An 18,846-nucleotide genomic window follows, 5' to 3' on the forward strand; every position below is an offset into this window, starting at 1 on the left:
CGAGCGCCGCGGTACCACCCCGCTTGCGCACACTAAGGGGTGCGCGCCGCTCAGTTAGGGCGTTGACGGGCCCACCCGTTCGGTTCTACTGGGCTCGGAACGCCCCAGAGGTGGTGACGCCGAACTGTTCTTCCGAAGGCTCCCCGGTGATGGCCGGATCCAAGCCGATGGCGTCGATCTTACCGCCGAACGGCGTGTGCTCAGTTCGGGGGCAACGCGTCCGACGTGATCTCGACGAGCGCGAGCGGGAACTGTTCGGACAGCTCCTCGACCGTGTACTGCTCGAAGCGGCTGGTGTCATACCACCAGTCGATACGCACATCGCCACCGGCGCGGTAGACACGCACCTCCAGTGCGTGGCCGAGGCCAGGCGGCGTCTCCTGCACCGGCACGGTGTCCGACGGCGATTCGCCGATGTAGTTGAAGTACACCTCCGGCGAAGCGGCCACCTCGCGCTCCGAAGCGGCGGCCAGGATCTGGTGCACGGAGGCCAGCACCTCGGTGGCGCTCGCGTGCTGCCCCGCCACACACACCAGGGGTACCGCGTCGAGCAGAGAACCGCGCTCGCTCGCGATGTCGACTCGGACCAGGCCTTCACCGAGTGTGCGGGCGATGGTTCTGCTCAACGCGGCGACCAGGATCTCGTCGGCCGGCAGACCGAGCCATTCGGTGGCCCCGTCGAGTTCGGCCGTCAGCTCGTCGCTTGCGGGGGTCGAAACTTTGACCATGCTGGCGGAGGCACCGGCGTCCGCAGCGTCGTAGTCCGTGACGCGGACCGTTGCCGTAGCAAACTCACCGAGCGGGCGCAGAACCTCTGTGGGCGAAGCCAGGTAGGGAGCAACCATGCGACCAAAGATAGCTCAGGTGTCCCAAAAATGGGAGACACCTCCCAAAACTGTGACGCCAGTGTCAATATAGGCAAACTCCTCCAGTTTGCGGACCGCACTGCCCAAACGCGGGACGTTGGTTTAGAGTGGACAAGTGCCTCGGACAGACGAGAACGGCAGACAACTCAAAGCGCTGCTCGACTACCTGCTCGACGGTGACATCGAGGCCAAGGACATCTACGACGCACTGGGCACATCCAGCAGCACGTACTACCGCCGAATCAAAGAGCCGGACTATCCAGACGCCGAGGAGCTGCGGCGGGTGGCGGACCGGTTCGGTCTGAACTATCCCGACCTGCAGATCAGATTCGGCTTGATGACCAGGCAAGAAGTGCTGAGTTACGTCGAATATCTCGAACGCACAGGCGGTTCCGGCCAGACGGCCGTGCGGGAGACGACCAAGTCGCGAACCCGCATTCCTCGACTCTCCGAGCTGCGACCGCGGAGTGACGCCCCGCCCCTTTAGCCGTACACTTTGCTGAGTACTACGGCAGCTCCGAAGGCAACCCTATGGCTTTGGCGACACTGATCGCGATCACGCTTTGCTGTATCGCGTGGAGCCTGTGGATTCGCCGGGTCACCTGGTCCTCCCGTTGGGAGGTGGCCGCCACCCTCAACATCGCCCTGCAGGGCATGGCGGTGTTGTTGATGTCCCCGTGGGCCTCGGAAACGCTGGGGGTCGCGCTGCACGCGCTGACCGGCAAATGGAACCTCGAAGACTTCATCGGCCACGACTGCTACATCGTCGCCGCGTCGGCCGTCGTCTACAACGCCCTCGGTCGCCTGCAGGACGACCACCTGCTGCAGAGGTCGTTCAAGCAGTACGTCGAAATCCCGGCCACGCTGTGCATCCCGTTGCTGCTGGTCACCTTCTCCCTCGGCAACGGCGCGCGCATCTTCAAGCCGGACTTCTTCCAGGTGCCCACCGACTTCTGGCTGAACACCTACTGGCTGATCCTGTGCGGCATCCTGATCTACCTGCTGGGGTACGGCAGCCGGGCCCTGCTGGTGCTGCGCAGGGATCCGCGGTCGCGCAAGATCGCCAACGTCTATCTGATCTCGTCCGCCGCGGGCATCGCCGCGTGCATCGTGCGCCTGCTGACGGCCTACATCCCCGCGCTGCAGCAGCACGACGGCGGCGCGACCCTGGTGTGGGTCTTCGCCTGTATGTGCGGTGCCGGCTTCGCGCTGACCTCGGCGGAGTCCTGGCGGCAGAAGACGAAGTGGTTCAGCAGCGCTTCTCAGTGATTGCGCGTTACCCGGCAACCTCGCGCGACACGCTGTATAACGGCGCACCCAGATCGGGCACCGTCTGATAGCCACGCCTGCGCGCCCGCGCCGCGTCGCGCCGGATCAACACGCCCAGTCCGGCGAACGTCGCCTGGTCGAGCACCATCCGCGTGAGCAGTCGGTTGTGCACGAAGCCGAACGCCAGTCCGGTACTCGGATCGGCCCACCCGACCGAGCCGGCCAGCCCGGCATGACCAAACCCGGCCATCACCCCCGGGGGCACCGGGAGCGAGTGGTAACCCAGGTTGAAGCTCAACGGTACGAAGATGTTGCGGTCAGGCCAGTAGCTCGCCCGGCCGGTCAGCGCCGCGACCCGCTCCTCGGACAGGAACTGTTTGCCCTCGATGCGGCCACCGTTGGCGATCGCGCCGTACATCTTGGCCAGGCTCCTGGCGGTGGCCACACCGTTGGCGGCCGGGATCTCGGCGTCCAGGAACGGCGTGTCGCCCTGGACCACCGACTTCATGCCGGGGAAGTACATCGAACCGAACATCCCCGACACCCCGAGCGCCGCGACGCGCGGGGCGACGAAGTTGAAGACCGGGTTGGCGAGGGCGCCCTGCGGGGCGAGGATCTGCGCGGCGCGGGTCGGCGCGCCGGCAGGCGGGCGCCCCAGGTGCAACCCGTCGGTGTCCAGCGGCTCGGCCAGCTCCTCGCGGATCAGATCGCGCATGCCCTTGCCGGTGACGGCGCGGCCCAGGCCGGACATCAGCCAGCCGTAGGTCAGCGCGTGATAGGCCTGATGGCCGAACAGCAGCTTGTTGACCGGCGCGGCCGCCACCCGCTCTTCCATCACCCGATGGTCGAGCAGCTGGGCCTTGGTGCACCCGTTGAGGTGCGACAGCCCGGCCCGGTGCTGCATCAGCTCGCGCACCGTGATCGCGGCCTTGCCCTTGACGCCGAACTCGGGCCAGTACTCGGCCACCGGGGTGTCGTAGTCGATCAGGCCGCGGTCGGCGAGTCGGTGGATGACAGTGGACGCCATGCCCTTGGTGACCGAGAAGACCATCGCACCGGTGTCAGCGTTCCAGTACTGCGTGCCGCGGCGGTCCGAGTAACCGGTCCACACGTCGACGACGGGCTCACCGTGCAAGTAGATCGACAGGGCGCCGCCGCCGTAGCGACGACCAGGGAACAGTCGCGAGAAAGCACGCAGGGTGCAGGCGAAATTGGAATCGGCAGCGCCCTGGACACCGTGCGGAAGCGCGACGCTGCGCTCCCGTTTGTTGACACCCGTCACAATTTATTTAATTTACTCGCAGCCCCGGCAAATAAACCTACCGTTACCTATTTGTTAGGTTCGCGCATGTCAGAGGCGTCGAGCAGCTGCTGCGCAGCAAGCGCGGGAGTCAGCTCGCCGTCGCGGACCTGACGTTCGATCTCGGCGCGCATCCGCTTCACGTTCGGGTTCGACAGCACCCGGTCGAGGACCGAATCCCGCACCATCGACCAGGTCCACTCGACTTGCTGAGCGCGCCTGCGGCTTTCGAACTCCCCCGCCTCGGTGAGCACGTCGCGGTGCTTGAGCACCGTCGCCCACAGCTCCTCGAGGCCCGTCCTCTCCAGCGCGCTCATCGTGAGAACCGGTGGGCGCCACAGTGTTTCGCGGGGATAAATGAGGCGAATGGCACCGGCGAGCTCACGGGCGGCCCGTTTTGCCTCGATCGCGTGCTCGCCGTCGGCCTTGTTCACCACGACGATGTCGGCGAGTTCGAGCACGCCCTTCTTGATGCCCTGCAGCTGATCGCCGGTGCGCGCGAGCGTGAGGAACACGAAGGTGTCGACCATGTTGGCCACGGTCACCTCGGACTGCCCGACGCCGACCGTCTCGACCAGGACCACGTCGAAACCGGCCGCCTCCAACAGCACGATCGTCTCGCGGGTCGCCTTGGCGACGCCGCCGAGTGTGCCCGAGGTGGGCGATGGGCGGATGTAGGCGTCGGGATGCACGGCCAACTGCGCCATGCGGGTCTTGTCGCCCAGGATCGAGCCCCTGGTCCTGGTCGACGAGGGATCGACGGCCAGCACGGCGACGCGGTGTCCCTGGTTGATCAGGTACATGCCGAGCGCCTCGATCGTCGTCGACTTGCCGACGCCGGGCACGCCGGTGATCCCGACATGCAGCGAGTTGCCCGCGTGCTCAGTCAGCTTCAGCAGCAGTTCCTGGGCCTGCTCGCGGTGGTCGACGCGCGTCGACTCCACCAGCGTGATGGCTCTTGCCAGGGCGGCACGGTCGCCGTCCGCCACGGCGGCCGCAAGGTCGGCGGTCGGATCGGCCATCTAGTCGAGGCGGTAGCCCAGCCGATCGGCCAGCTTGTGCAGGAGGCCGACCGCCGCGTCCGCGATCACCGTGCCGGGCGGGAAGATCGCGGTGGCTCCGGCGGCGTAGAGCTCGTCGAAGTCGCCGGGCGGGATGACGCCGCCGACCACGATCATGATGTCGGGCCGACCCACCTCGGCGAGCGCTTCGCGCAGCGCGGGCACCAGGGTCAGGTGCCCGGCCGCGAGCGATGAGACGCCGACGACGTGCACGTCGTTGTCGGCGGCCTGCCGTGCGACCTCCTCGGGGGTGGAGAACAGCGAGCCGACGTCGACGTCGAAGCCGATGTCGGCGAACGCGGTCGCGATCACCTTCTGCCCGCGGTCGTGGCCGTCCTGGCCCATCTTCGCGATCAGGATGCGCGGCTGGCGACCGTCGGCCTCGGCGAACTTCTGCACGAGGTCGGTGGCTTTTGTGATGTTGCTGACCCCTGCACCCCCCATCTCATCGCGGTAGACGCCGGCGATCGTACGGATCTCGGCGACGTGGCGCCCGTAGACCCGCTCGAGCGCATCGGAGATCTCACCGACGGTGGCCTTGGCCCGCGCGGCGTTGATGGCCAGGGCGAGCAGGTTGTTGCCCAGCCCGTCCTCGCCCGCCGGTCCGCGGGCACCCGCCGCCCGGCTCAGCTCGGCCAGCGCGGCGTCCACCTCGGCCTGATCGCGTTCGGCGCGCAGCCGCTCGAGTTTTGCGAGCTGCTCGGCCCGCACCCGGCTGTTCTCGACCTTGAGGACCTCGACCTCGTGGTCCTCGTCGACTTGGTACTTGTTGACGCCGATCACCGTCTGCTGGCCGGAGTCGATGCGCGCCTGGGTGCGCGCGGCGGCCTCCTCGATGCGCAGTTTCGGGATGCCGTCGGAGATCGCCTGCGCCATTCCGCCGTGCTCGACGACCTCGCCGATGTGCATCCGCGCCGCGGTGGCCAGCTGGTGGGTCAGCCACTCGACGTAGTACGAGCCGCCCCACGGATCGATCGGCCGCGTGGTGCCCGACTCCTGCTGCAGCACCAACTGGGTGTTGCGCGCGATGCGGGCCGAGAAGTCAGTCGGCAATGCCAGCGCCTCGTCAAGCGCGTTGGTGTGCAACGACTGGGTGTGCCCCTGCGTCGCGGCCATCGCCTCGATGCAGGTGCGCGCGACGTTGTTGAACGGGTCCTGAGCGGTCAACGACCACCCCGACGTCTGCGAATGGGTGCGCAATGACCTGGATTTGGGGCTTTCGGGTCCAAATTCCGCGACCAGCTCGCTCCAGAGCAGCCGGCCGGCCCGCAGCTTGGCGACCTCCATGAAGAAGTTCATGCCGATGCCCCAGAAGAACGAAAGGCGCGGCGCGAACTTGTCGACGTCGAGCCCGGCATCGAGGCCGGCCTTGATGTACTCGACACCGTCGGCCAGCGTGTAGGCCAACTCGAGATCGGCTGTGGCACCGGCTTCCTGGATGTGGTAGCCCGAGATCGAGATCGAGTTGAACTTAGGCATCTTCGTGCTGGTGTAGCCGAAGATGTCGGAGATGATCCGCATCGACTCCTTCGGCGGATAGATGTAGGTGTTGCGGACCATGAACTCTTTGAGGATGTCGTTCTGAATGGTCCCGGCCAACTTCTCCGGCGGCACGCCCTGCTCTTCGGCGGCGACGACGTACAGCGCCAGGATCGGCAGCACCGCGCCGTTCATCGTCATCGACACCGACACGGTCGACAGGTCGATGCCGTCGAAAAGCTGACGCATGTCGAGGATGGAGTCGATTGCTACGCCTGCCATTCCGACGTCGCCCTGCACCCGCGGATGGTCCGAGTCGTAACCGCGATGGGTGGCCAGGTCGAACGCCACCGAGAGGCCCTTCTGCCCCGCTGCCAGGTTGCGCCGGTAGAACGCGTTGGACTCCGCGGCGGTGGAGAAACCCGCGTACTGGCGGATGGTCCACGGCTGGTTGACGTACATGGTGGGGTACGGGCCCCGCACGAAGGGCGGTTGGCCCGGGAAGGTGTCGAGCGGATATCCGGCGGCGACGGCGGCGTCGCGGTCGGCCCCGATGTAGACGGGCTTGACGTCGATACCCTCCGGCGTCACCCAGTCCACTTGGTCGGCGCTGTATCCGTGCGTCGTGGCGGCCGCTTCGACATGGGCGGTGACGGCGGCCTCGGTCGGCGGGTCGGCACGCTTCTCGCCGTGCAGCGGGACTCCGGCGAAACTCCCGATGGTCTTTCCGATCCCGGCTGTGGCAGTCACCTCAGGCCCCCAATCTGGTGAGCAGGTCCGACAGGGTGGCGACCGCGTCGATCTTCGCGGTCAGGTAGCCGTCCGGCTTGGAATGGGCTTCCGCGACGGCCTTTTCCGGCCCGGCGAGCAGCACATGCGATACGCCCGTCTCGCGTGCCGAGTCGACCGCGGCCGAGGCTTCCTCTCCGTAGCGGGTGTCGGTGCCGCAGATCACGGCGATCGGCGGTGTCTGCTCCGCCTCGGTCACCGCTTCGATACCGCCCGACGCGAGCAGGTTCGTGGCGAAGGTGGTGCGCACGTTGTGTTCGGCGAGTGGACCGAGCGGCAGCAGCAACACCTTCGGCCTGGCCCCGGTCCTCTCGAGGAAAGCGTCGGAGCGGTCCCGCAGCTCCTCGAAGCCCGCCGCGTAGCGGGCCACCCCCGGCAGCGAATCACCTTGCGGCAGAGCCGGATCGGCGATATTGGGAAACTCGTTGACACCGGTCAGCGCCGTTCGCCGGTGTGCGATGTCCTCGGCGCGCCGCTGGGCGACCTCGGCGATCTGGGCAACGATGTGATCACGAGCCTGTTCGAAGCCGCCGCGGGACTCGATGTCCTGGAAGTGCTTCCATGCCTGCTCGGCGAGCTCCTCGGTGAGGTCCTCCACATGCCAGGAACCCGCCGCCGGGTCGAGCACACGGCCAAGGTGCGACTCCTCGAGCAACAGCAGCTGGGTGTTGCGGGCCATTCGGCGCGCGAAGCTCGGCGCCGTCCCTGGGAACCCACCGGGGATCGCGACGTCGAACGGGTGGACCTGGATGGTGTCGGCCCCGCCGACACCGGCCGAGAAGGCGGCCACGGTGGTGCGCAACATGTTCACCCACGGATCGCGCTTGGACATCATCGGCAGCGACGTCATGGCGTGCAGGGTGACCGCTCCGTGCTCCGGCGCTCCGACGACCTCGGCGACCCTGGCCCACAGCAGGCGCGCGGCCCGCAGTTTGGCGATCGTCATGAACTGGTCGTCGTCGGCGGCGATGCGGAAACTGATCTGCCGCAACCCGTCCGGGACACAGATACCGCCCTCTTCCAGCTGCCGCAGGTAGCTCACCCCCGTTGACACCAGGCCGGCCAGCTCCCACGATGCGTTGGCGCCGAGGTTGTGGAACGCGGGTCCGTCGACGGTGACGGCGCGAACGCCGCCGCTGTAGTCGCCGAATTTGGCGGCGGTGGCCACGACGTCGGCGATCTCGGGAGCCGCGCGCCCGCTCAGCGGTGCGGTCAACGGGTCGGCGCCGAGGTCCACCGACAGCCGGGAGCGTTGGTCGGCGTCGAGGTCGCTCAACAGCCCGAGCACCGCGTCGGCGGCCGAAACGTAATCGGGCCCGGCGATTTCGAAGAGCACCGGGACGAGGTCGAGGAAGACACCGTCGAACAGCCGGTCCAACTCCGAAGCCGCGACGCCCGCGGGCGCGCCGACGCGGATGACGAGCGCGCTGACCCCCTCGGTGAGGCTGACCAACACGGCGCCGTTGGATTCGGCCAGGTTGCCGGGCCCGTTCACCGGGAACGCCTCGGCGACTTTCCAGCCGGCCTTGACGTCACGGAGCGCGTCACCGCCGCGCACGAACGGCCACTGCCCGGGCAGCGGAGGTTCGGGAAGCCCATCGGCGCTGGTGTACAGCGGGCGGATCGCGAAGCCGTCGTAGGTGGGCGAATCCAGCAGCCGCTCGGGCTCGGCGGGCAGATCGGCGGGATCGCGCCGGGTGCTCTTTGCCAGCACCGCGGCAACCGCTGAGCGCCAGCGCTCGCGATCGGCCTCGACCACAGTGGGTTTCTGCACGATCATCAGGCTAAATGATCGCAGTCACAGCGGTGTCTGCCGGTCGGTCGACTCGCGGTCCCGCGAACAGGTGGCTTCGGCCGCGGTTCCGTAGTCTTGGTAGACGTGAACTCCGTCGTCAGCACCCTGCGCGCGGCCCGAGGGGCGGTGATCGCGACGCTTTCGAGCGTCTCGCGGGTGCGTCTGGTCGGGTCCCTGGCGGCGATTGTGATTCTCGTCGCAGTTGCGTTGCTGGTCCCGGTGCCGACCGCGGTGCAGTTGCGCGACTGGGCCACCTCGGTCGGGCCGTGGTTTCCGCTGGCGTTTCTGGCCGCCCACATCGTGGTGACGGTCTTCCCGTTCCCCCGCACGGCATTCACGCTCGGCGCGGGCCTGCTCTTCGGCCCGGTGCTGGGCATCCCCCTGGCGGTGACGGCGGCGACGATCAGCGCGGTCATCGCGGTGCTGCTCGTCCGCGCCGTGGACCTTCGACTGGACCGGGCGGTGCGCCATCCGCGAATCGAATCCCTCAACGCGCGGCTGCGCGAACGCGGTTGGCCGACGGTGCTGTCGATGCGGTTGATTCCCGCCGTGCCGTTCGCCGTGCTCAACTACGCCGCGGGAGTGTCGTCGGTGCGCGTGCTCCCCTACGCGCTGGCCACCTTGGCGGGACTGGTGCCGGGCACTGCGGCGGTGGTGATCCTCGGCGACGCGCTGACCGGCAATGTCAGCCCCCTGCTCGTGCTGATCTCGTTTTGCACCGCCAGCCTGGGCGTGGCGGGCCTGGTCTACGAGGTCCGCGTGCACCGGCGCCACCACCGCGAGCGCACGGTCGAACCCGCCGTCGATCAGCCGGTGCGCGTGCCGAGATAGCTCCCGGTCAGCGGGAGTGCGCCCCGCCGCCGGGCTCGCGTTCCTGCGTCGCAGGGTTGGTCTGCTGGCCGATCCCCGGGAACGACGGCGGTGCGTTGATGGGCGCGGGGCCGTCCACCGACGTGCGCGCCTCGGCTTCGGCCTTGGCCACCGCGCGGGCGATCTCGGGATCGGTCTCGGTGTTGAACCAGTCGGCGACCTCGTCGTCGTCATCGGTCTTGACCGGCGTGTCGTCGACCGGCGACGGGGTGTAGCGGAACACGCCGTCCTCCCCGGGCGCGCCGAGCATCTTGGTGAAACCCTGTAGCGCCGAACCGAAGTCGCTGGGCACCAGCCACACCTTGTTCGCCTCGCCCTTGGCCATCTGCGGCAGGGTCTGCAGGTACTGGTACGCCAGCATCTCCGGCGTTGGCCGACCCGCCTTGATGGCCGCGAACGTCTTCTCGATGGCCTTCGCCTGGCCCTGGGCCTGCAGGTAGGCCGCCGCGCGTTCGCCTTGGGCGCGCAACATGCGCGACTGGCGATCTGCCTCCGCGGCCAGGATCGCGGCCTGTTTGGCGCCCTCGGCGGCCAGGATCTGGGCCTGCTTCTGGCCCTCGGCCTGTTTGATGGCCGATTCCCGGTTGCCTTCCGCGGTCAGGATCATCGCGCGCTTCTCGCGGTCGGCGCGCATCTGCTTTTCCATCGAATCCTGGATCGACGGTGGCGGGTCGATGCTGCGCAACTCGACACGGGCGACCCGCAACCCCCAGCGGTTGGTGGCCTCGTCGAGCACGCCGCGCAACGCCGTGTTGATCTGGTCGCGCGAGGTCAGCGTCTGCTCCAGCGTCATACCGCCGACGAGGTTGCGCAGCGTGGTCGTGGTCAGCTGCTCGACACCGACGATGTAGTTGCTGATCTGGTAGACCGCGGCCTGCGGGTTGGTCACCTGGAAGTAGACCACCGTGTCGATCTGCACGGTCAGGTTGTCCTCGGTGATCACCGGCTGCGGCGGGAAGGACACCACCCGCTCGCGCAGGTCGACGCGGGCACGGATCCGGTCGACGAACGGCAGCAGCAGGGTCAGCTGACCGGACACGGTCTTGCTGTAGCGGCCGAGCCGTTCGATGACCGCGGCCTCGGCCTGTGGTATCAGCGCGATCGACTTCGCGACGATGATGGCGGCGAACACCACCAGCACGCCGACGAGCACCAGGCCGGCGACGGCTCCATCCATGGCGATTCCTTCCCTCGTACCCAGTGTGTTCTAGGCGAGCTTCTGGACGACGGCGGTGGCACCGTCGATCTGCACGACGGTCACCTGGTCCCCCGGTTCGTACACGTCGTTCTCGTTGAGCGGCCGCGCCGTCCAGACTTCACCGTCGAGCTTCACCTGTCCCTCGTGCTGGGCCACCCGGTCGAGCACCAGCGCGCTCTTGCCTTCGAGCGCCTTGGCCGGGTCGGGCAGACCGGTACCGGCCTGGAAGTGCCTGCGCAGCGCGGGCCGCACCAGCACAAGCAACAGGATCGACGCGACGGCGAACACCGCGCCGTGGACCCACAGGTCGTCGAAGATCAGGCTCGAGCCGGCCGCGGCCAGCGCCCCGCCGCCGAGCATGAGGAGGAACAGGTCGCCGGTCAGCGCTTCGGCACCGGCGAGCGCCAGCGCGGCAATTAACCAGATCAGCGCAGCGGGCATGACACCACCCTATCGTCGCGCCCGACCACCTGCGGGCGTAACAACTACACTTCGAACATCATGTGGTGTCCCAGTGTTTCGCTGTCGGTGTGGGCCAATGCCTGGTTAGCGGGCGTTGCCGCGCCCGACGATGTCCTCGACGCGCTATCACACTGGGCGCCAAAACATTCCGTAACCGCCTACGATTCGGTGGCGGCCGGCGCGACCGGTTTGCCCTGGCCCGATCTGGTGGATACGGGTGCGGTGTCGCTGCTGCAGACGCTGCGCACGGCCGCAGGCCCCGGCGTGACGGAACCGCCGATCGGCCTGGCCCTGCCGGTGCCCGGCGACGTCCGGGGGCTGCCCGCAGGCACCCAGTTCCAGCGCGACGCGGTGACCGCGGGCGAGGCCCTCGTCGTCTCCGGTGCGGGGTCGATCGGTCTGGTGCCGGATTTCGAGTACGACGAATTCGAGGAGTCCGACGAGTTCGACCGTGACCCCTGCGGGCTGTCGTGGACGGTGTACTCGATACCCGAAGCGTCCACGCCCGCGGGATACGTCGATCTCGCCGAGGCCGAGTACGCGCTGCGGTCGGCGGTCCGCTCGGCGGCGGACGCGCTCGGGGCACTGCGCGCAGGCGCGGCGGAGATCGACGTGGAGGATCCCCGCGGACTCGTCGAGCAGGTGCTGGAATCCACCCGCATGCATCGCCTTCCCGACCACGCGCCGAACCGGGCGGCGCGTGTGCTGGAGAACGCCGCGCACGTCGACGCGATCATCTCGGTCAGCGCCGGGCTGATACCGATCGGGCTGCACAGCTCCGCTGAGGTGCAGATCGCCAACGACGCGCTGCGCCCCCTGTCGACCGTGGTGCGCTCGGCGCGACTGGCCGCGGTCGACGCGGTCCTGCACTCGGCCTGGCGCGGCTAGCCGCAGTCCGGCGTGCACAGCACGCCGTCGACCGAATACCCCTGCAGTGGCGGCGGATTCGTTCCGGGCACCCGCTCAGGGTCCCGGCCGTCGCGTAACTCGGCGAGCAGATCGGCAGCGACACGTGCGAGGTCGGCGTTCGGCGTCGCCGCCCTGGCGAAGACAATTCCGGCTTCTTCGGCTTGTTCGCGCAGTTCGGTGTCGAGGTCCCACACCACCTCGATGTGGTCGGCGACGAAACCGATCGGACACACGATCACGCCCGTGGTGCCGTTCTCGATGAGCGACGAAAGATGGTCGCCTACATCGGGTTCCAGCCACGGTACCTGCGGCGGGCCGGATCGGGACTGCCACACCTGGTCGTAGTCGTCGTACCCGGCCGCAGCCGCCACCAGCCCGGAGGCATATGCCACCTGACGCTCGTAAAGCTCTGTGCCACAGCGTGACCGGGCAGCCAGCGGAATCGAGTGTGCGGTGAACACCAGGCGCGCGTCGTGCGGCACCGCCCTCGCTGCGTCGGTGATCGCGTCGGCGAACATCTGCACGAACAGCGGATGGTCGAAGTACTGACGCAGTTTGATCAGTTGCGGGGCCGCGTCGCCCGCCGCCTGCCGTCCCCTTCCGATGTCCTCGACGTACTGCGTGCAGCTCGAGTAGCCGCCCCACGCCGACGTGGTGAACACCGCCGCGCGGCGCACCCCGTCGTCGCGCATGGCGGTCACGGCCTCCTCGACGTAGGGCTCCCAGTTGCGGTTGCCGAAGTACACCGGGACGTCGACGTAGGTGCGCAGCCGCTCGATCACCGCCCGGTTGATGCCGTTGATCGGTGAGACGCCGCCGAAATGCAGGTAGTGCTCGGCGACCGACGCCAACCGCTCCCGCGGGATGCCCCGTCCGCGAGTCACGTTCTCCAGGAACGGCATCACGTCTTCGGGGCGCTCCGGCCCGCCGAACGAGAGCAGCAGGACGGCGTCGATGTCCATTTACCTGCGGTCCGTCACAGCAATTGCGTGCTTGCGCCGCCGTCGGCGTAGATCACGGTGCCGGTGGTGGCAGGCAGCCAGTCCGACAGCAGCGCGCACACCGTCTTGGCCACCGGGGTCGGGTCCTTCATGTCCCAGCCGACCGGCGCGCGCTGATCCCAGCCCTCCTCGAGCAACCGCATCTGCTCACCGGCCTCGGCTCCGAGTGCGCCGCCGACGATCGCGCTCATCGCGAGGGTGCGGATCGGCCCGGCCGCGACGAGGTTCGAACGCACACCGTACGGCCCGGCCTCGCGGGCGACGAAGCGGTTCACCGACTCGAGCGCACTCTTGGCCACGGTCATCCAGTTGTAGGCGGGCATCGCGCGGGTCGGATCGAAGTCCATACCGACGATGCTGCCGCCGCGGTTCATGATCGGCAGCGTCGCCTTCGCCAGCGAGGCGTACGAAAAGGCCGAGATGTGAATGCCTTTGGAGACGTCCTCGTAGGGCGCGTCGAAGAACGGGTTGATGCCCATGCCCGATTGCGGCATGAAGCCGATCGAGTGCACCACGCCGTCGATCTTGTTGCCCTCGCCGATCACCTCTGTGATGCGCTCGGATAACGTGTCGAGGTGCTTCTCGTTCTGCACGTCGAGCTCCAACAGCGGCGCCGGGTTGGGCAACCGGTCGGCGATCCGCTGGATCAGCTTCAGCCGGTCGAACCCGGTCAACACCAGCTCCGCACCCGACTCTTGAGCGACCTTGGCGATGTGGAACGCGATCGACGAGTCGGTGATGATTCCCGTGACGAGGACGCGCTTGCCTTCGAGCAAACCGGTCATGTGAAAGTCCCTCTCTTTTGCGAAAAGATCTAGTGGCCCATACCCATGCCGCCGTCGACGGGGATCACCGCGCCGGCGATATAGCTGGCATCCTCGGACGCCAGGAAGCTGACCGCGCCGGCCACCTCCTCGGCGGTGCCCACGCGCTTGGCGGGTATGAAATCCAGTGCACCGGCCTGGATCCGCTCGTCGAGGGCCCGGGTCATCTCGGTGTCGATGTAGCCGGGCGCGACGACGTTGGCGGTGACGTTGGCCTTGGACAGCTCACGCGAGATCGAGCGGGCCATGCCGATCAGGCCGGCCTTGGCGGCCGCGTAGTTGGCCTGGTTGCCGATGCCCCACATGCCCGACACCGAGCCGATGAAGATGATCCGGCCGAACCGCTTGCGCTGCATGGTGCGTGAGGCCCGCTGCGCCACCCGGAACGCGCCGGTGAGGTTGGCGTTGATGACCTCTTCGAACCGCTCCTCGGTCATCCGCATCAGGAACGCGTCCTTGGAGATGCCGGCGTTGGACACCAGCACCTCGACCGGTCCCTGATGCTCCTCGACCTCTTTGAACGCGCGGTCGACGGCGGCGTTGTCGGTGACGTCGCACACCACGCCGAACAGCCCCTCGGGGGCCCCCGAACCGCGGTGGGTGACGGCGACCTTGTGACCGTCGGCGGCGAGGCGCTTCGCGATGGCAAGGCCGATGCCACGGTTACCGCCGGTCACCAGCACCGAGCGGGAGACGAAAGGCGGACGACCACCGGCCGATTCGGATTCGGCGGTCGCTCCGGTGTCATTGCTCGTCGCCTGCGCAGTCATGCCCGCCAACCTATCGCCTGCCCGCCATTCTTAAGAAATCGCCTTAGTGAAGTGCCGCGCTCACAGCGGTAGCCGTCGGTTGATCAGCAGGCTGGCCACGGCCGCCACGGCCGCGAACAGGGCGCCGAGCCGGAGCCAGCCGGTGGTCGCCTCACCGCGCACGGTCTCGTACCCGATCTGGTCCTGCAGGGTGTCGTAGACCTTGTTGAGTTCGTCGAGGTTGGACGCGGTGTAGGCCTCGCCGCCTGCGAGTTCTGCGATCTTCTCCATGCCCTCGTCGTCGACGGGCACCGGGACCCGCTCGTTGTTCACCTCGACCGACCCGTTCGGCGTGCCGAACGAGATCGTCGAGATCGGCACGCCCTGATCCTTGGCGGCCCGTGCCGCGGTGAACGCACCCTTCGGGTTGTCGGGGTTGTTCGGCACCGTCTCCTTGCCGTCGGAGAACAGCACGATGTGCGCGGGCGGTGGCGTATCGCCGCCACCGATGACAGCGCCGACGGTGGAGATCGACGACAGTGCGGTGAAGATGGCCTCGCCGGTGGCGGTCTTGTCGGCCACCTGAAGATTTTCGATCGCGCGCCGGCTCGCGTCGCGGTTGGTGGTCGGCGAAACCAGGACGTTGGCGGTCCCGGCATAGGCGATGACGCCGAGGTTGATGCCCGGCGTGAGCTCGTCGACGAACTTCTTCGAGGCCTCCTGGGCCGCGGCCAGGCGGCTCGGGTCGACGTCGGTGGCGCGCATCGACTGGGAGACGTCGATGGCCAGCACCACCACCGCGCGGTTGCGCGGAAGGCGTTGGTCGTGGGTGGGCCCGGCCAGCGCGATGGTGCAGAACAGCAGCGAGATCGCCAGCAGCGCCGCGGGAACGTGACGCAGTGGACTGGGCCGCTTGGGCGCGACGCTGTCGAGCAGCTCGGTGTTGGCGAAGCGCTGCAACCGCTTTCGCCGGGCGATCTGGGCGGCGGCGTACAACCCGGCCAGTGCCAGCAGGACCACCACAAACAGGAGGAACCACCAGATGTGCTGAAAACCCGTGAGCGATAGCGGTCCCAGCAGTGGAACTGTCATCTCAGATCGTCATCCCTTGCAAATCAGTTCGGCAGACGACGGTTGATGAACAAGGCCGCCAGCGTGGCCATCGCCAGGGCCAGCGTTCCCAGCCGCAGCCACCCCACGCTCGCATCGCCGCGGATCGTCTCGTAGCCGATCTGCTGCTGCAGGTTCGCGTAGACCTCTCGCAGCTGTTGAAGGCTCGACGCGGTGAACGCCTCCCCGCCGGACAGATCGGCGATCTTCTTGAGCATCTCGTCGTCGACCGGTACGGGCTGGCGCTGGTCGTTGATCTCGACGTAGCCGTACGGCGTGCCGAACGAGATCGTCGAGATCGGTACCCCCTGGTCCTTCGCGGTGCGGGCCGCGGTGTAGGCGCCCTTGGGGTTGTCCGGGTTCGACGGCACGGTCTCCTTGCCGTCGGAGAACAGCACGATGCGCGCAGGCGGGGGTTCGTCGCCGCCGCCGATCACCGCCCCGACGGTGGCGATCGCCTGCAGAGCCGTGAAGATGCCCTCACCGGTCGCCGTGCGGTCGGCGAACTCCAGTTTGTCGATTGCGGCCTTGGTGGCCTCCCGGCCCGTGGTCGGCGACACGAGCACCGTCGCCGTGCCGGCGTAGGAGATCAAGCCCAGGTTGATTCCCGGGGTGAGTTCGTCGGCGAACTGTTTGGACGCCTCCTGGGCGGCGGCCATCCGATTCGGAGCGACGTCGGTGGCGCGCATCGACTGCGAGACGTCCATCACGAGCATCACCACCGCGCGGTTGCGCGGAATGCGGACGTCATGCGTGGGTCCGGTCATCGCCACCGTCAGCAACACCAGACCGATGACGAGCAGGATCGCGGGAAGATGCCGCCAGCGCGAAGGCCGTTTGGGCGCAACGCTTTCCAACAACTCCATGTTGGCGAACCGCAGCATCCGCCGATGCCGGGCCAGCTGGACGACCATGTAGAGCCCGACGATTCCGAGCACCGCGAGCAGGAACAGGAAGAACCAGGCGTTTTCGAAACCCGACAGCGTCATGGGTCCGAGCAACGGCAATGTCATGTGCGCCTAATCATCTCGATATCAGGCGTGGCCCGCCAGCGCGCCACGCCTGCGGTTGGCGACGAACCGGACGACGTCGGCGATCCAGTCGCGATCGGTGCGCAGCGTCAACAGCGGCGCATCGCATCGCCGCAACGTCCTGGCCACCTCCGCGCGGTGTGCCGCGGCCGCCCGCTCGAAGTCGTCGCGCAACTGCTCGTCGATGGTGAACTCACGGGTCACCCCGGTCTCGGCGTCCTGCAGCACCACTTCGCCGACCGCGGGCAGTTCGACGTCGCGCGGGTCGAGCACTTCGATTCCGAGCACCTCGTGGCGCCCCGCGATCGCCCGCAGCGGGCGCATCCAGTTGATCGGACCGAGGAAGTCGCTGATGATCACCGCCATGCCGCGGCGCCGCTCGGGCCTGCGCAACGCGTCGATCGCGGCGGCCAGATCCCCGCGGACGCCGGCAGGCGCCTTGGGCATCGTCGCGATCGCGCGCAGCATCTCCTGCTCGTGCATCCGGCCCGACAGTGCGGGCACCCGCCGCACGGTGTCGCCGTTGGCGATGATCGCACCGATCCGGTTGCCGCCCCCGCTGTTGAGGAACGTGATCGCCGCCGCGGCGGCCACCGCGAGATCGCGCTTCTCGCAACCGGTTGTGCCGAAGTCGAGGCTGGCCGACATGTCGATCACGAGCCAGGTCTCGAGTTCGCGGTCGGCGATCATCTGCCGCACGTGCGGATGCGTGGTGCGCGCCGTGACCGACCAGTCCATCCGGCGCACGTCGTCGCCGGGCTGATAGAGCCGTGACTCCCCCGGTTCCGACCCCGGGCCGGGCAGCAGGCCGAGGTGGTCGCCGTGCAGCACGCCGTCGAGCTTGCGCCGCACGGTCAACTCGAGCTTGCGCAGCGCCGCGCTCAGCGCGGGGTCACGGATCTCGCCGCGCTTCAGCGACGGCAGATCAACGGAGCGTCGGGAGCTGGTCACCGATTGCTGGCCGCACCAGCGGCGGCAGGCACGACGGGCGGCACCGAATGACCTTGCTGCGGAATGGCGTTCACCTGCGGCAGGGCCACGGTCTGCAGGATGCGGTTGATCACCGTCTCGGCCGAGATCTCGTCGGCCAACGCGTCGTAGGTCAACACCAACCGGTGCCGCAGCACATCGGGGATGACCTCGACGACATCCTGCGGGATGACGTAGTCGCGTCCGCGCACGAGCGCCAGCGCGCGCGACGCCGCGATGATGCCCAGCGATGCGCGCGGTGAGGCGCCGTAGGCGATCCACGCCTTCGCGTCGGGCATCCCGAACTTCTCGGGCTGACGCGTCGCGGTCACCACGCGGACGACGTAGTCGACCAGCGCGTGGTGCACGAAGTTGTTGGCCGCTACGTCCTGCAGACGCAGCAGGTCGCCGGGCGCGAGGATCTGCTTTGGCTCCGGCGGCTTGACGCCCATCCGGTAGATGATCTCCCGCTCTTCCTCGGGCGACGGGTAGTCGATGTTCAGCTTGAACAGGAAGCGGTCCCGCTGAGCCTCGGGCAGGGCATACACGCCCTCCTGCTCGATCGGGTTCTGGGTGGCCATCACCAGGAACGGCTGGGGCAACGGGAACGTCTTACCGCCGATGGAGATCTTGCGCTCGGCCATGACCTCGAGCAGCGCGGACTGCACTTTGGCAGGGGCGCGGTTGATCTCGTCGGCGAGCAGGAAGTTGACCACGACGGGCCCGAGCTCGATGTCGAACTCCTCCTTGCCCACCCGGTAGATGCGGGTACCGACGATGTCGGTCGGCACCAGGTCAGGAGTGAACTGGATGCGGGCGAAGGTGCCGCCCACCACCTTGGCGAAGGTCTCGACAGCCAGCGTCTTGGCCACGCCAGGCACACCCTCGAGCAGTACGTGGCCCTTGGCGAGCAGACCGACCAGCATGCGCTCGACCAGTTGGTCCTGGCCGACGATGATGCGCTTCACCTCGAAGACGGCCCGCTCGAGCGTGTGGACCTCCTGCTGCAGACCGCCGTTCTGGGAAGCCGGGCTCGACGGTGCGGCGTGTGAGCCCTGGTATCCCTGTGCCGGTGCCTGGCCGGGGTAGCCTCCAGGCCCCTGCGACGGCCCACTCGGTGAGGTCATCAACGTTCCTTCCACAAAACTCGCTGGTCAGTGCCGC

18 protein-coding genes are annotated in these 18,846 nt (G+C 67.9%); 4 read left to right on the plus strand and 14 right to left on the minus strand.

Annotation, left to right across the window (positions count from 1 at the left end; translation table 11 throughout):
• Positions 1 to 200: 200 nt before the first annotated feature.
• A complete protein-coding gene (locus CEX88_RS19560; protein WP_094294744.1) occupies positions 201 to 845 on the minus strand; it encodes a hypothetical protein in 645 nt (214 codons plus the stop codon).
• Between the two features lie 136 nt (positions 846 to 981).
• Here CEX88_RS19560 and CEX88_RS19565 point away from each other — a divergent pair, with 136 nt between their 5' ends.
• Together CEX88_RS19565 and CEX88_RS19570 are read left to right on the plus strand one after the other, a co-directional pair.
• Complete coding sequence (locus CEX88_RS19565; RefSeq protein WP_064395525.1) at positions 982 to 1,353, plus strand: hypothetical protein; 372 nt, start codon at positions 982 to 984, stop codon at positions 1,351 to 1,353.
• A 44-nt stretch (positions 1,354 to 1,397) separates the two neighbouring features.
• On the plus strand, positions 1,398 to 2,135 hold the full coding sequence (locus CEX88_RS19570) for a hypothetical protein (protein ID WP_064426658.1): 738 nt from the start codon (positions 1,398 to 1,400) through the stop codon (positions 2,133 to 2,135).
• 7 nt (positions 2,136 to 2,142) lie between these two features.
• Here the strand turns inward: CEX88_RS19570 and lipL are convergent, their stop codons facing one another.
• The 4 genes from lipL to mutA are packed head-to-tail and all read right to left on the minus strand — an operon-like array spanning position 2,143 to position 8,544.
• A complete protein-coding gene (gene lipL / locus CEX88_RS19575; protein WP_094294745.1) occupies positions 2,143 to 3,417 on the minus strand; it encodes an esterase/beta-lactamase LipL in 1,275 nt (424 codons plus the stop codon).
• Between the two features lie 47 nt (positions 3,418 to 3,464).
• Positions 3,465 to 4,457: a methylmalonyl Co-A mutase-associated GTPase MeaB gene (meaB, locus tag CEX88_RS19580; RefSeq protein WP_094294746.1), complete on the minus strand. Its 993-nt coding sequence runs from the start codon at positions 4,455 to 4,457 to the stop codon at positions 3,465 to 3,467.
• The gene (gene scpA / locus CEX88_RS19585; RefSeq protein ID WP_094294791.1) at positions 4,458 to 6,707 is read right to left on the minus strand and encodes a methylmalonyl-CoA mutase; all 2,250 of its coding nucleotides are present in this window, start codon (positions 6,705 to 6,707) and stop codon (positions 4,458 to 4,460) included.
• Positions 6,708 to 6,726: 19 nt separating this feature from the next.
• Entirely contained in the window at positions 6,727 to 8,544 is a 1,818-nt protein-coding gene (gene mutA, locus CEX88_RS19590) for a methylmalonyl-CoA mutase small subunit (protein WP_094294747.1), read from the minus strand.
• A 99-nt stretch (positions 8,545 to 8,643) separates the two neighbouring features.
• Here mutA and CEX88_RS19595 point away from each other — a divergent pair, with 99 nt between their 5' ends.
• Positions 8,644 to 9,390: a TVP38/TMEM64 family protein gene (locus CEX88_RS19595; RefSeq protein ID WP_094294748.1), complete on the plus strand. Its 747-nt coding sequence runs from the start codon at positions 8,644 to 8,646 to the stop codon at positions 9,388 to 9,390.
• Positions 9,391 to 9,397: 7 nt separating this feature from the next.
• Here the strand turns inward: CEX88_RS19595 and CEX88_RS19600 are convergent, their stop codons facing one another.
• Together CEX88_RS19600 and CEX88_RS19605 are read right to left on the minus strand one after the other, a co-directional pair.
• Positions 9,398 to 10,606, minus strand: coding sequence for an SPFH domain-containing protein (locus tag CEX88_RS19600; protein WP_094294749.1), 1,209 nt, complete (start codon positions 10,604 to 10,606; stop codon positions 9,398 to 9,400).
• A gap of 30 nt (positions 10,607 to 10,636) precedes the next feature.
• Positions 10,637 to 11,068, minus strand: coding sequence for an NfeD family protein (locus CEX88_RS19605; RefSeq protein ID WP_064395516.1), 432 nt, complete (start codon positions 11,066 to 11,068; stop codon positions 10,637 to 10,639).
• Positions 11,069 to 11,128: 60 nt separating this feature from the next.
• Here CEX88_RS19605 and CEX88_RS19610 point away from each other — a divergent pair, with 60 nt between their 5' ends.
• Positions 11,129 to 11,977, plus strand: coding sequence for a hypothetical protein (locus CEX88_RS19610; RefSeq protein ID WP_094294750.1), 849 nt, complete (start codon positions 11,129 to 11,131; stop codon positions 11,975 to 11,977).
• Here CEX88_RS19610 and CEX88_RS19615 read toward each other — a convergent pair.
• The 7 genes from CEX88_RS19615 to moxR1 are packed head-to-tail and all read right to left on the minus strand — an operon-like array spanning position 11,974 to position 18,809.
• Entirely contained in the window at positions 11,974 to 12,960 is a 987-nt protein-coding gene (locus tag CEX88_RS19615; protein WP_094294751.1) for a ferrochelatase, read from the minus strand. The genes CEX88_RS19610 and CEX88_RS19615 overlap by 4 nt on opposite strands.
• Positions 12,961 to 12,974: 14 nt before the next feature.
• Entirely contained in the window at positions 12,975 to 13,784 is an 810-nt protein-coding gene (gene inhA, locus CEX88_RS19620) for an NADH-dependent enoyl-ACP reductase InhA (RefSeq protein ID WP_094294752.1), read from the minus strand.
• Positions 13,785 to 13,813: 29 nt separating this feature from the next.
• Entirely contained in the window at positions 13,814 to 14,593 is a 780-nt protein-coding gene (gene fabG1, locus CEX88_RS19625; protein ID WP_094294753.1) for a 3-oxoacyl-ACP reductase FabG1, read from the minus strand.
• A gap of 60 nt (positions 14,594 to 14,653) precedes the next feature.
• Positions 14,654 to 15,664, minus strand: coding sequence for a VWA domain-containing protein (locus tag CEX88_RS19630; RefSeq protein WP_094294754.1), 1,011 nt, complete (start codon positions 15,662 to 15,664; stop codon positions 14,654 to 14,656).
• A gap of 23 nt (positions 15,665 to 15,687) precedes the next feature.
• Positions 15,688 to 16,695, minus strand: coding sequence for a VWA domain-containing protein (locus tag CEX88_RS19635; RefSeq protein WP_094294755.1), 1,008 nt, complete (start codon positions 16,693 to 16,695; stop codon positions 15,688 to 15,690).
• A 21-nt stretch (positions 16,696 to 16,716) separates the two neighbouring features.
• On the minus strand, positions 16,717 to 17,664 hold the full coding sequence (locus CEX88_RS19640; protein ID WP_064406116.1) for a DUF58 domain-containing protein: 948 nt from the start codon (positions 17,662 to 17,664) through the stop codon (positions 16,717 to 16,719).
• Positions 17,661 to 18,809, minus strand: a complete 1,149-nt coding sequence (moxR1, locus tag CEX88_RS19645; RefSeq protein WP_064348434.1) for a chaperone MoxR1 — start codon at positions 18,807 to 18,809, stop codon at positions 17,661 to 17,663. The genes CEX88_RS19640 and moxR1 overlap by 4 nt, the downstream gene beginning before the upstream one ends.
• Between the last annotated feature and the right edge of the window lie 37 nt (positions 18,810 to 18,846).

Origin of the sequence: Mycobacterium neumannii, assembly GCF_002245615.1 — a bacterium.
Classification (GTDB): domain Bacteria; phylum Actinomycetota; class Actinomycetes; order Mycobacteriales; family Mycobacteriaceae; genus Mycobacterium; species Mycobacterium neumannii_A.